The organism is Streptomyces sp. V2I9, from assembly GCF_030817475.1.
Lineage (GTDB): Bacteria > Actinomycetota > Actinomycetes > Streptomycetales > Streptomycetaceae > Streptomyces.
Genome location: NZ_JAUSZJ010000002.1, coordinates 5,790,532 through 5,803,876, shown reverse-complemented (window position 1 = coordinate 5,803,876; position 13,345 = coordinate 5,790,532). Strand labels below are relative to the sequence as shown.

At 72.0% G+C, this 13,345-nt stretch carries 9 protein-coding genes; 7 read left to right on the top strand and 2 right to left on the bottom strand.

Annotated elements, in window-relative coordinates:
- The first annotated feature begins 48 nt into the window (after positions 1-48).
- From QFZ71_RS25295 to QFZ71_RS25265, 7 genes are all read left to right on the top strand, one after another.
- On the top strand, positions 49-711 hold the full coding sequence (locus QFZ71_RS25295; protein ID WP_307670458.1) for a DUF3000 domain-containing protein: 663 nt from the start codon (positions 49-51) through the stop codon (positions 709-711).
- Between the two features lie 213 nt (positions 712-924).
- Positions 925-1,587: a response regulator transcription factor gene (locus QFZ71_RS25290; RefSeq protein ID WP_018491682.1), complete on the top strand. Its 663-nt coding sequence runs from the start codon at positions 925-927 to the stop codon at positions 1,585-1,587.
- A gap of 114 nt (positions 1,588-1,701) precedes the next feature.
- On the top strand, positions 1,702-2,976 hold the full coding sequence (locus QFZ71_RS25285) for an HRDC domain-containing protein (RefSeq protein ID WP_307670457.1): 1,275 nt from the start codon (positions 1,702-1,704) through the stop codon (positions 2,974-2,976).
- Between the two features lie 110 nt (positions 2,977-3,086).
- Positions 3,087-3,794 carry a ferritin-like domain-containing protein gene (locus QFZ71_RS25280; RefSeq protein WP_307670456.1) on the top strand — a complete coding sequence of 236 codons (708 nt, stop codon included), beginning with the start codon at positions 3,087-3,089 and terminating at the stop codon, positions 3,792-3,794.
- Positions 3,795-3,917: 123 nt separating this feature from the next.
- Positions 3,918-5,144 carry an acetyl-CoA C-acyltransferase gene (locus QFZ71_RS25275; RefSeq protein ID WP_307670455.1) on the top strand — a complete coding sequence of 409 codons (1,227 nt, stop codon included), beginning with the start codon at positions 3,918-3,920 and terminating at the stop codon, positions 5,142-5,144.
- A complete protein-coding gene (locus QFZ71_RS25270; RefSeq protein ID WP_307670454.1) occupies positions 5,141-7,270 on the top strand; it encodes a 3-hydroxyacyl-CoA dehydrogenase NAD-binding domain-containing protein in 2,130 nt (709 codons plus the stop codon). The genes QFZ71_RS25275 and QFZ71_RS25270 overlap by 4 nt, the downstream gene beginning before the upstream one ends.
- 205 nt (positions 7,271-7,475) lie before the next feature.
- Positions 7,476-8,441: an endonuclease/exonuclease/phosphatase family protein gene (locus tag QFZ71_RS25265; protein ID WP_307670453.1), complete on the top strand. Its 966-nt coding sequence runs from the start codon at positions 7,476-7,478 to the stop codon at positions 8,439-8,441.
- Between the two features lie 19 nt (positions 8,442-8,460).
- On the opposite strand, the gene QFZ71_RS25260 is transcribed toward QFZ71_RS25265, so the two are convergent.
- Together QFZ71_RS25260 and QFZ71_RS25255 are read right to left on the bottom strand one after the other, a co-directional pair.
- On the bottom strand, positions 8,461-10,431 hold the full coding sequence (locus tag QFZ71_RS25260) for a PIG-L family deacetylase (RefSeq protein ID WP_307670452.1): 1,971 nt from the start codon (positions 10,429-10,431) through the stop codon (positions 8,461-8,463).
- A 32-nt stretch (positions 10,432-10,463) separates the two neighbouring features.
- A complete protein-coding gene (locus tag QFZ71_RS25255; RefSeq protein WP_307670451.1) occupies positions 10,464-13,337 on the bottom strand; it encodes a stealth conserved region 3 domain-containing protein in 2,874 nt (957 codons plus the stop codon).
- Positions 13,338-13,345 lie beyond the last annotated feature (8 nt).

Sequence of the window (13,345 nt, the reverse complement as noted above, 5' to 3'; positions counted from 1 at the left end):
GGGTGTCTCTCCCCGCACGCGGCCCGCCTTCCGCCTACTCTTCCCCGCATGGCTCCGGCTCAGGGACAGTTCTCCGATCATTCCGACGGCGTTGACGACAAGGACCGTGCGGAGGAGGGCCCTCCCGTGCCTCCCGCGTTCCTGGCGGCGGTCGACTCGCTGCGCTCCGCGCGCCTGCGCCCGGAGCTGGAGGTGGAGACGACCAGGCCGCCGCGGCGCCTCGCTCCGCACGCGTACGCCCTGGAGGCGGCGGTGGTGGACGGCGAGGACGATCTCGCGGACGGCAGGCTGGTGCTGCTGCACGATCCGGCGGGGCACGACGCCTGGAAGGGAACGTTCCGGCTGGTGACGCTGGTCCGGGCGGAGCTGGAGCCGGAGATGGCCGCGGATCCGCTGCTGCCGGAGGTCTGCTGGTCCTGGCTGACGGGGGCGCTGGACGCGCGGGGCCTGGCGTACGGGGAGGCCGGCGGGACGGTGACACGCGCCGGATCGCACTACTTCGGTGCGCTGTCCGCGCGCCGTCCGGCGACGCAGATCGAGATCCGCGCGTCGTGGACGCCGCGCGAGGGCCGGGGCGGCATCCCGGAGACGGCGTCGCACCTGATGGCCTGGGGCGATCTGCTGTGCCAGATCGCGGGACTGCCGCCGTCGGAGCCGGCGGACGCGGCGGTGGTGACACTGCCGCAACGGCGTGGACCCCAGGTTTCGTAACCCTCCGTCACCCGTTTCGCACAGGCACCGGCTCTCTTTTCGTACAATCGATCGCGCGTCCTATTTGCCCGAATTGTTACTCATCAAATCGCGATCTTTCCCTAAAGGAGGACGGGCCCGCTGCCGAAGAGGTCAATGACCCTTCAAGCACGGTTCGCCCCCGGCTTCATCCCCCCGAGCCGGCCCGTCCCGCCACTCCCCCCAGGAGGCCTGGTGTCCGTTCTCCTTGAGCAGCCCGCAAGCCTGGTCGCCTACCGCCCGAACAAGCCGACGGCCATGGTCGTCGTGGCCGACCCGCGCGTCCGTTCCACCGTCACCCGCCATCTGTGGGCCCTCGGAGTACGTGACGTCATCGAGGCGTCGTCCATCGCGGAGGCACGTCCCCGCGTCGGCAACCCGCGCGACATCTGCATTGCCGACGTCCACCTGCCCGACGGTTCCGGGCTGACCCTGCTGTCCGAGACCCGCGCCGCCGGCTGGCCCAACGGTCTCGCCCTCTCCGCCGCCGACGACATCGGCGCCGTTCGCAACGCCCTCGCGGGCGGGGTGAAGGGATACGTCGTCACCGGCACCCGAACCAACATCGGCCACCCCGGCCGCCCCGGCGTCGCCCCCATCGGCGCCAACGCGGCCCGTATGCACCGCCGGCCTCCCGGGTCCCCGAGCCACCCGGGCGGCTACCGCGAACTGTCCGGGCGCGAGGTGGAGGTGCTCCGCCTGGTCGCCGAAGGCCAGTCCAACAAGGCCATCGGCGTCTCGATGGGCCTCTCCGCCCTGACCGTCAAGTCCCACCTCGCCCGGATCGCCCGCAAGCTCGGCACCGGAGACCGCGCCGGAATGGTCGCCGTCGCCCTGCGGACGGGCATCATCCACTGACCGCACCCCGCCCGGACGTGCCCCGATGCGCCTCCGGCTGGAATACGCGCATGGCCGCCCGTCGACGGAACGTTCCGTCGACGGGCTCCGCGCATACACAGATACCCTTGACACGTGACCGACGCCCAAGAGACCGCAGCAGACACTTCACTGCGAACCACCGGGGGCGCTCCCCCGGACGACGTCGCCCCGGCGCCGATCCCCTTGCTCGAACCACGCGAGGGCATTCCCCCGGTGGTGACGTCCGACGACGCCCTGGCCGAGGTGATCGCCGCGTTCGCCGCGGGCACCGGCCCGGTGGCCGTCGACGCCGAACGTGCCTCGGGGTACCGCTACGGCCAGCGCGCCTACCTCGTCCAGCTGCGCCGTGAGGGCGCGGGCAGCGCCCTGGTCGACCCGGTCGGCTGCCCCGACCTCTCCGGCCTCGGCTCCGCGCTGGCCGGCTCCGAGTGGATCCTGCACGCCGCGACCCAGGACCTGCCGTGCCTGCGGGACATAGGCATGACCCCCACCTCGCTGTTCGACACCGAGCTGGCCGGGCGGCTCGCGGGCTTCCCCCGCGTCGGCCTCGGCGCGATGGTGGAGAACGTCCTCGGGTACGCCCTGGAGAAGGGGCACTCCGCGGTCGACTGGTCCACCCGCCCGCTGCCCGAACCGTGGCTGCGCTACGCCGCGCTCGACGTGGAGCTCCTGATCGACCTGCGCGACGCGCTGGAGGAGGAGCTGGACCGGCAGGGCAAGCTGGAGTGGGCCCGCGAGGAGTTCGACGCCATCGCCTCCGCGCCGCCCGCCCCGCCGCGCAAGGACCCCTGGCGGCGGACCTCGGGCATGCACAAGGTGCGCCGCCGCCGCCAGATGGCCGTCGTCCGCGAACTGTGGACCACCCGTGACCAGGTGGCCCAGCGGCGCGACATCTCCCCCGGCAAGGTTCTCGGCGACGCCGCGATCATCGAGGCCGCGCTCGCGCTCCCGGCCGACGTGCAGGCCCTGACCGCGCTGCCGGGATTCGGCCACCGCATGGGACGCCGTCAGCTGGAGCAGTGGCAGGCCGCCGTGGACCGGGCGAGGGCACTGCCCGAGTCGGCGCTGCCGCAGCCCGGTCAGCAGCCGGCCGGACCGCCTCCCCCGCGCTCCTGGGCCGACAAGGACCCGGCCGCCGCCGCCCGGCTCTCGGCCGCCCGCGCCGCCGTCTCCGAGCTGGCCGAACGCCTCAACATGCCCCAGGAGAACCTGATCACCCCGGACACCGTGCGCCGGGTCTGCTGGGAGCCGCCGAAGATCCTGACGCCGGGCGCCGTGGAGGACACGCTCGCCGGATACGGGGCGCGGAACTGGCAGATCCAGCACGTGGCCCCGCTCCTGGTCCAGGCACTGGCAGCCTCCGCCTGACCCCGCACGCTCCCGGTCGGCGGCCGGGGGTGTTCGACCTGCTCGCGGGGTCGTAGGGGCCACCGGAGCAGCGGGACTCAGGGGAGTCACGGCGGAGTACGGGGGCGGGCATGGCGATCACCGAGTACGGCGACTGGACACGCGCCTTCGCGGCAGCGCGGCGGGAACGCGCCGAGCGGGGCGATCCGGACTGGCGGACCGGGGTGCCGTTGCACCCCGCGATCCGGCGGAGTGTGCAGCGCTTCCAGGTCGGCGAGGACGGCGACGGGGCCGAGTTGATCACCGAAGCGGAGGCGGCCGGTGACGCGGAGTACGCGTCGGCGGTGCGGATGTTCGTCGCGGAGGAGCGAAATCACGCCAGGTTGCTGGCGCTTCTGCTCGCCTCCAGTGGTGCGCCGTTGATCACTTCCCACTGGAGCGACCGGGTCTTCGTGACGCTGCGCAGGGCGCTGGGGCTCCGTCTGGAACTGCTGGTCCTGATGATCGCGGAGGTGGTCGCGCTGCGCTACTACCGGGCCCTGCGGGACGGGGGCGAGGACGGGCTGACGCGGGAGGTGGCGGGGCTCATCCTGGCGGACGAGGAGCGGCACGTGCCCTTCCACTGCCACCGGCTGCGCCGGGCGCTGCGCCCGCTGCCGTCGCCGGTGCGGCTGTCGGTGACCTCCCTGTGGCGGTTCGCCGTGGCCGCGGCCTGCCTGGTGGTCGCCGTGGACCACGGCCCGGCGCTGCGGCGGCTGGGAGTGGGCCCGGTCCGGTTCGCCCGTGAGGTGGTCCGCTCCTCCGGGCCGATCGCGGTGGCCATGCGTCGAGCGGTGTGACCTTCGACGCTCCGGCCGTGGGGGGTGGGCAGTCTGGTTACCCGCAAGTAGCATGATGGCAGGCGGTGCGCCCCGTGGCGCGCCCCGCAGCAGTGCCATCCCGCACCCTGGAGGAGAGCCATCGTGCCTCGTACCATCCGGGACGTCGTCTTCGTCGACGGCGTCCGCACCCCGTTCGGCAAAGCGGGCCCGAAGGGCATCTACCACGAGACCCGCGCCGACGACCTCGTCGTGAAGGCCATCCGGGAGCTGCTGCGCCGCAACCCGGACCTGGACCCCAAGAAGATCGACGAGGTCGCCATCGCCGCGACCACGCAGATCGGGGACCAGGGTCTGACGCTGGGCCGCACCGCCGGAATCCTGGCCGGTCTGCCGCAGTCCGTCCCCGGCTACTCCATCGACCGCATGTGCGCGGGCGCGCTGACCGCCGTCACCTCGACGGCCGGTTCCATCGCCTTCGGCGCGTACGACGTCGTCGTGGCCGGCGGCGTCGAGCACATGGGCCGCCACCCGATGGGCGAGGGCGTGGACCCCAACCCGCGCTTCGTGTCGGAGAAGCTGGTCGACGAGTCCGCCCTGTTCATGGGCATGACGGCGGAGAACCTGCACGACCGCTACCCCACGATCACCAAGGAGCGCGCCGACGCCTACGCGGTGCGCTCGCAGGAGAAGGCCGCCAAGGCGTACGCCAACGGCACGATCCAGCAGGACCTGGTACCGGTCTCGGTGCGCCGCACCAACGCCGAGGCGGGCGAGACGGGCTGGGGCCTGGTCACCGCCGACGAGCCGATGCGCCCCGGCACCACCATGGAGTCGCTGGCCGGTCTGAAGACCCCCTTCCGCGCCCACGGCCGCGTGACGGCCGGTAACGCCGCCGGGCTCAACGACGGCGCCACCGCCTCGCTGCTCGCCGCCGAGGACGTCGCCCGCGAGCTGGGCCTCCCGGTCAAGATGCGCCTGGTCTCCTACGCCTTCGCGGGCGTGGAGCCGGAGGTCATGGGCTACGGCCCGATCCCGGCCACCGAGAAGGCGCTGGCCCAGGCCGGTCTGACCATCGACGACATCGGCCTCTTCGAGATCAACGAGGCGTTCGCCGTGCAGGTGCTCGCCTTCCTGGAGCACTACGGCATCGCCGACGACGACGCGCGCGTCAACCAGTACGGCGGCGCGATCGCCTACGGTCACCCGCTGGCCTCCTCGGGTGTCCGCCTCATGACCCAGCTGGCCCGGCAGTTCGAGGAGCAGCCCGAGGTCCGCTACGGCCTGACGACCATGTGCGTCGGCTTCGGCATGGGCGCCACGGTCATCTGGGAGAACCCCCACTTCAACGCTGACGGAGGCGACAAGTGAGCTCCACCACTGAGCTTCTGAAGGGTGCGGCCGAGCTGTTCCCCGGCGAGGTCGTCACGCAGGCGCACGTACGCCACCTGGACCTGCCGTACGGCGCCGGGCGGTTCGCGCTCATCACGCTGGACAACGGCCTGGACCACACCAAGCCGACCACCTTCGGACCGCAGTCGCTGGCGAACCTGAACGCCGCGATCGACCAGGTGGAGAAGGAGGCCGCCGACGGCGCCATCACGGGTGTCGGCGTCACCGGCAAGCCGTTCATCTTCGCGGTCGGCGCCGACCTCAAGGGCGTCGAGCTGCTCGGCCGCCACGAGGACGCGCTCGCCATCGGCAAGGGCGGCCACGACGTCTTCCGCCGCCTCTCCGGCCTCGCGGTCCCGACGTTCGCGTACTACAACGGCGCGGCCATGGGCGGCGGTGTCGAGGTCGGTCTGCACTGCACCTACCGCACCGTCTCCTCGGCGCTCCCGGCGTTCTCGCTGCCCGAGGTCTTCCTCGGTCTGGTCCCCGGCTGGGGCGGCTGTGTGCTGCTCCCGAACCTGATCGGCGCGGACCGCGCGGTCTCGGTGATCATCGAGAACTCGCTCAACCAGAACCGCCAGCTCAAGGGCAAGCAGGTCTTCGACCTCGGCATCGCGGACGCGATCTTCGAGGGCGCGGACTTCCTGGAGCAGTCGCTGATCTGGACCGCGAACGTCCTCAAGGGCTCGGTCACGCCTCAGCGCGCCGAGATCGACCGCGGTGACGCGTGGGACCAGGCCGTCGCCCGCGGCAAGGCCGTCGCCGACTCCAAGGTGCACGGCGCGGCCCCGGCGGCGTACCGCGCCCTGGACATCATCGCGGCAGCCAAGGACGGAGACCTGTCCGCCGGCTTCGACGCCGAGGACCAGGCGCTCGCGGACCTGATCATGGGCGGCGAGCTGCGCAGCGGCATCTACGCCTTCAACCTGGTCCAGAAGCGCGGCAAGCGCCCGGCCGGCGCCCCGGACAAGAGCCTGGCCCGCCCGGTCACCAAGGTCGGCGTCGTCGGCGCGGGCCTGATGGCCTCGCAGCTGGCGCTGCTGTTCCTGCGCCGCCTGGAGGTCCCGGTCGTCCTCACGGACATCGACCAGGAGCGCGTCGACAAGGGTGTGGGCTACGTCCACGCCGAGATCGAGAAGCTGCTCGGCAAGGGCCGCATCAACCAGGACAAGGCCAACCGCCTCAAGGGCCTGGTCTCCGGCGTCCTCGACAAGGCCGAGGGCTTCGCGGACGCGGACTTCATCATCGAGGCCGTCTTCGAGGAGATCGGCGTCAAGCAGCAGGTGTTCGCGGAGGTCGAGGCGGTCGCCCCGGCGCACGCGATCCTCGCCACCAACACCTCCTCGCTGTCGGTGACCGAGATGGCGTCGAAGCTGAAGAACCCCGAGCGGGTCGTCGGCTTCCACTTCTTCAACCCGGTCGCGGTCCTGCCGCTGCTGGAGATCGTCCGCGGTGAGCAGACCGACGACGCCTCGCTGGCGACGGCGTTCGGCGTGGCGAAGAAGCTGAAGAAGACCGCGGTCCTGGTGAAGGACGCCCCGGCGTTCGTCGTCAACCGCATCCTCACCCGCTTCATGGGCGAGATCCAGAACGTCATCGACGAGGGCACCCCGGTCGAGGTCGCGGAGCGCGCCGTCGAGCCGCTCGGCCTGCCGATGTCCCCGCTGGTGCTCCTGGAGCTGGTCGGCCCGGCCATCGGCCTGCACGTCTCCGAGACCCTGAACCGCTCCTTCCCGGAGCGCTTCACGGTCTCCGAGAACCTCGCGGCGGTCGTGAAGGCCGGCAAGCGCGGCTTCTACGTCTACGACTCCGGCGCGCCGGTCCTCGACCCCGAGGTCGCCGCCCTCCTCAAGCAGGGCGACACCGTCCTCACCGAGGAGCAGACCCGCGACCGCGTGCTCGACGCGGTGGCGCAGGAGATCGGCCTGATGCTGGAGGAGGGCGTCGTCGCCGAGGCCCAGGACATCGACCTGTGCCTGATCACCGGCGCGGGCTGGCCCTTCCACCTGGGCGGCATCACGCCGTACCTGGACCGCGAGGGCGTCTCCCAGCGGGTGAACGGGAAGCCGTTCCTGGAGCGCGGCGTGGCGAGCGTGCCCGCGTAAGCAGGGACGAGAACCACCGAGGGCCGTACGGCGAGACGTTCGCCGTACGGCCCTTCTCCCTTCCCGGCCGGACGCCGTCCCGGCCGAACGGCGGCCGGCGGGTGGTGGGCGAAGGCGGGCCGCGGGCCCGGCAGATGGGGCAGGGGGCGCCTCCGACCTGCTGTGACACCATGGGCACCCTGTCCCGGCCGTCCCGAGGAGTCCCATGCGTGCCACCGTCCGCGGCGTCGCCCGCATCGGTACGGCCCTGCTGGTCGCGGTGGCCGCCGCCGGGGCGTGGATGTGGTCCTCCGGAGGAGCGGACGCCCCGGTGGCGAGCCGGCCGGAGACCTTGCGGGTCGTCACCTGGAACATCTGCGGAGAGGCGGGCGGGGAGCGCGGCCAGTCCGGCTACTGCCCGCTGCGGGACCGCCCGGAGGAGAAAACCGGAAAGATCGCCGCCCTCGCGCGGAAGCACGACGCAGACGTGATCACCCTGCAGGAGGTCTGCGGGGGTGCGCCGGGCAGCCATATGGACCTGCTCCGCTCGGCGTTGGGACCGGGATGGTCGGTGCGGCACGCCGAGGGCGCCCGGCCCGACGGCGAGACGCGGTGCCGTGACGGCCTGTCGGGCGACCTGGGCGTGGCGCTGGCCGTACGCGGGGAGATCGTCGGGGATCGGTCGCTGAACGCCCTGCCCCCGGACCCGAAGGGCGTCAGCAGGCAGACCCTGCCGGTGCTGTGCGTACGGGTCGAGGGCTGGTCGTACACTCCCTGCACCACGCACATCCTGCCGGGCGAGGAGCCGCGGGTCGGTGAACAGATCGCGGCGGTGCGCGCGTTCGTACGCGGTGAGGACCGGCCCACCGTCCTCACCGGCGACTTCAACCGGAACGCCGGCGCACCGCAGCTGGCCCCGCTCGTCGCGTCGTACTCGGTCTGCCCGGCGGCGGACCGGGGCGGCCGGGGAGCGGTGACGTATCACGCCTGGGACCCGGAGAAGCGGGCCCACAGCTTCCACGAGCTCGACCACATCTTCTTCGACCGTCCTCCGGGCGTCCGCAATCCGCTCGTGCGCTGCGGTGTCGACGAGGACCTCATGGACACCACGCCCAACGAACCCGGTGGGCGGGGGCCGGACGGCTACTCCGATCACGCCCCGGTGTACGCCGAGATCCGTACGGGCCCCTGAGGAGCCCGTACGGGGCTGCTCAGCCGATCGCCCTCCAGGGGCCGAAGCCACCCCGTCCGGGGGCGTGCTGCGTCGTCACATGGAGGCGTCCGTCGTTGCCGAGGGCGGCCACCACGGCCCGGCCCAACGCGTCGAAGGCGGCAGCCGGGGTGCCCACGACGGTGCCGCCCAGTGCGGCGGTCGACAACTCCTGCCACGGCGAGTCGTCCGGGTGGAAGCGGTAGGCCAGCCCGCCCGGGTCGCTCCGGGTCACCAGGAAGGTGCCGGTCTCCGGCGAGGTACTCGCGACAGCCGCCACCGGCCCGAAGCCGCCCCGCCCGCCGATCGGCGCGGCGGGCTTCGCCCAGCGGCCGCGGGGGGTGTCCTCCTCGGCCAGCAGCAGGCGGCCGTCGCCGGGCTTCCGGAAGACGACCATCACCCGGCCTCCCGGCTGCACCACGGCGGCCGGCGGCCCCGAGGGGACACTCAGCTTGAACCGGGGCGCGCGCGAGGGGGGCGAGTCGATGGTGTCCTGGCTCCAGTGGAAGACTCCTTCCCGGCTGGAGGCGAACAACTCGACGGTTCCGTCGCGGGCGGTGAGGGCGGACAGCCCCTCCTGGATGTCGAACCCGCGCAGGTCCACCCACTCGCCCCAGCTCCCGTTCGCCTCCTGGACGCGTGAGTGGACGCCCTGACCGGCGTTGCGCACGAACAGGTGCAGGCGCCCCTTGCCGTCCCTGGTCACGACCGGCGCGCCCAGGTGGCGGTCGCGGCGGGGGTCCGCCGCCGAGGGGTTGCCCAGGGTCGCCCAATCGCCGAACGGTCCGTCGGGGACGGCTTGTTCGAGCGTGACGATCTCCCGTCCGTGGCGGTCGTCATGGGCGAGGACGGAGAGCCGTTCGGCGAACACCTGCCAGCGGCCGTCCGGGGTCAGCGACACGGCGAGTCCGGGTGCGAGCGGAGCGCCGCCCAGCAGGAAGGGCCCGCGCCACCGGTCCTCGCCGGGCCGGGCCTGCACCCAGACGGCGGCCTGCTGGTCGATCACGGCGAAGGCCGTCAGCCGTCCGCGCGCGTCCAGGAGCAACCGGTCGCCCGTGGCGGGGTAGCGCGGGGTCGTGCTCTGCACCCAGCCGGGGCCGCGCGAGTTGAGGCCGACCGCGTAGTCGCCACTGCCGGCCGGGTCGCCGCAGTCGTACCCGTCGGCGGCGCCGTAGATGTTGAGGAAGAACTCCTTCAACGAGACGGCCTGAGGGCTGAGGTTGTGCGGCCACCGCTCGTTGGAGTAACCCCGGAAGGACTCGACGGCGAAGTGCCGGCCCTCGGCGGGGCCGCGGTACTGGTTGATCGCGGTCCAGCTGAAGAGGGCGGTGGCGGTGTGGTCGCAGTGGTCGCTGAAGTCGCCGTAGTCGTGGCGCTGGGGGAACTTCTCGTCGTGGACGAGCCGGTCGGGGTCGGGGTCCATGGTGCGGATCACGGTGGGCCGGACGATCTCCATCAGGTTCACCAGCGTCGCCACCACTCCCGGACGCGTGTACCAGTGGACATCGCTGACCAGGCCGCCCCGCGGGACCAGCGTCGGCACCCGTTCGGTCTCCGCGCGCCACAGGGCGTGCAGACTGCGGGCGGGCCCCTCGGGCGTGCCGTGCTGGCGGATGTTGAGGAAGAACAGCGTGACCCACGGCGCGGCCGCGAGGGAGTACACCTCGGCGAGACCGCCGTCCGCGGTCTGCCAGGTGCCGCTCGTCCAGGGGGCGGTGCGGTCCCCCAGCACCATCGCGGCGTACGCGGCCTTGAGGCCGTTCTGCCGGGCCTTGCCGTAGGCCTCCCGGTCCGCGACCACGGGCTCCGTCGACCAGGGGCGGGGGTTCTCGCCCAGGGCGTCCCCACTGGTCAGGTAGACCGTGGTGGTCCGGACGCCCGCCTTCATGGCCTGGAAGGTGGTGGGGTTCATGAAGTACAGGTCGTCGTCGGGGTGCGCGACGATCTGGAGGACGGATGAGGTGCTGTCCATGCGGTGTCTCTCTCGCGGTGGGGCCTGGCCGGTCACAGCGGCCACCCGGGCAGGTAGCCGGCACGGCATCTCTGGTTGCGCTCCGAACCGGTCTCGAACTGGCTGCCGATGGGGAAGTAGCTCGGCAGGAAGGCCGTGAGGATCGCGTCCTGCTCCTCCTCCGGGACGTCTCCGTCGTGGAAGTCGTTGAGGCAGAACACGTCGTGGGGCCGGGCGGTCAGAATGCGGTTGAGGCGCGGCTTGTGGTCGCTGAGGCCGACGTTGACGAACCCGCAGGAGATGCTGCCGGGGACGCTGCGCAGGGTGTGGAACCCGTAGTAGTGGTGCAGCGAGGAGGCCACCGAGAGGTCGCTGTGGCTGCGCAGCTGGTTGGCCGCCGTGACCGCCATGGCGTCCGGGAAGCAGTTCTCCATCTCCTGCAGCACGCTGCGGCGCAGCGGGTGCGGCGCGTGCAGGAAGGAGTGGGCCAGCACCTGGCCGAAGGCGGCCTCGATGAGCGCCCGGTTGTTCTTGGCGGCGCTGATGTTGAACTCGTCGGCGTGGCTCGCCGGAGCCATCGGCACGGCGGTGGGCGACATGAAGTGCTTCGCCTGCCCGTTGCCGTGGAAGAACATGCCCGGCTGGAGCGTCCGGCCGACGAACACGTCGTCGTTGAAGTAGAGGAAGTGCTCGGCCAGCCCGTCGATGTGGTGCAGACGGCTCTCGATCGCATGGGAGTTGTACGTCGGAAGAGCGCCGTGCCGTCCGAAGATCTCGCGGTGGTCGACCACCCGCACCCGCGGGTGGGAGGTGTCCAGCCAGGACGGCACCTGCTGGTCCGTCACCAGGTAGATGTTCCGGATCCAGGGCGCGTACATGTCGATGGACCGCAGGGAGTAGCGCAGTTCGTCGCGGTCCCGGAACCGGGCCGCGCTGGTGGCCGCGTCCTCGGTCTGCAGGCCCATCCCGGCGAGTACGGCGTTCTTCCGCTCCAGCCAGTGCACATCGGATCCGTCGACCCAGGTGTACACGGCGTCCACGGGGAAGCCGATGTCGCCGTGGAGCGGTTGGGTGAAGGGGGCGATCGAGGGGTAGGTGCGGCCGGCCAGGGTCATCGGTCTGCGGGCCATCGACTGCTTGGGCAGACGCGTCCCGACGGAGGTACGGGTCGGCGAGAGGAAGAACGCCGGGTCCTCGGGATCCTCGTCCCAGAAGGAGATGGTGCAGCCGTACACCGCTCCGAGGCGCAGGGTGCGGGACCGGGACACCGCGCTCCGGTAGACGCGGACACCGGAACCGGGCGTGTCGGTGTACTGCTCCACCATCCCGGCGAGGACGGTGGCGACCGCGTTCTGGTTCTCGTTGAGCACCGATACGTAGACCGCCTGGTCGCCGTAGGCTCCGGCCAGTGCCTTCAGGACGGCCTCGCGGTAGGTGGCGTGCACGGCGACCGTGTGGCGGACCAGCGAGTCGCGCACCACGGCGTACGGGACGCCGGCGCTCTCCAGGGCATGGGCGGCGAGGGCGAGGTTGGCCTGGACGATGTCCCAGGGGGACTCCCATTCCAGCGGCCGGCACAGCTGCCCGCCGTCGCGGACCAGACCGCGCACGCTCTTGAGGAGCCGGTTCTCCAGCGCCTGCGCTCCGCCGCCGCGCACGGTGCTGGCCGGGGCCGGGGAGGCGGCGGGAACGCCGCCGTCCGCTCCGCTGACCAGGTCGTGCCGGGCCTGCCGTTCGGCCTTGGCGATGTCGCGGCGGCCGCTGTCCCGCGCGGCGACGAGTTCGGAGAAGATGTGCTCCCACCGGGCGGTCACCACGGCCGGCGCGAAGCGTTCGACGGCCCCCTGGGCTGCGGTGCCCATGCGGTGGCGCAGCGGGGCGTCCTCGATGAGCCGCAGCAGGCAGGCGGTCAGTGCGTCGATGTCGCCGGGAGGCACGAGCAGACCGGTGTGGCCGTCCATGACGACCTCGCGGGGCCCGTTGGGCGAGTCGTAGGAGACGACGGGGACACCGGCGGCCTGTGCCTCGGCGAGCACCAGGCCGAAAGCCTCGTTACGGGAGGTCAGCAGGGCGATGCTGGCCTTGGCCCACTCCTCCGCCAGGTGCGGCGAGTTGCCGTTGAGCTGGACGCTGTCGTGCAGTCCGAGGGAATCGATCTGGCGGCGCAGAGCGCCGCTGAGCGGGCCGTCCCCGAAGATCCGCAGGGTCCACGACGGGTGGCGCGGGGCGATGGCCGCCCAGGCCGTGACGGCGTGGTCGATCTGCTTCTCGCCGACGAGACGCCCGGCGATGACGACGGTGCGCGTCTCCAGGGTTGACTTGGGGCGGTACCCGCTGGGAAGGGCGTTGGGCACGACTTCCAGCCGGGGCGCGCTCGCACCGAGCGTCTCGGCGAACCACTCGCGGGTCCGCTCGCTCAGCACGCCGAGCGCGTCGAGCCTGGCCGAGTGCCGCAGAAGCGGTTCGCCGCTGGTCCCCCGCAGTTCGGAGACCCGGTGTTCCTGGTGCACGGTGACCACGCGGGACGGCGCCAGGTGCACGGCGAGCGCCATGAGGGCCGGGGTGGTGGTGATCAGCACGTCGGTGTCGGTGTCCTGGAGGGCCAGTTCGAGCTCCAGGTCGGAGACCCGGTTGAACGCGGACTCCCAGGTGCGGTCCACGATCATGCTGGGCTGCGCGGCCAGCTGCGCCCAGGCGGCGTCCTCCATGCCGGTGGGGCGCAGCGGCCGCTGCACCGGGCCGGTGAGGTCGACGAGGTAGTCGACGCGGACCCGCTCGTCCGGTGAGAAGAACTGCGCCGGTTTGGACTTGAAGACGCTCAGGACCCGGACGTCGTGCCGGACGGCGAGTTCCGAGGCCTGGTTGAAAACAGCCCGTTCGGTCCCTCCCACCGCGTCGGCGGTGGTGAGCAGGAAGGTGATCTTCATCTGGTCTT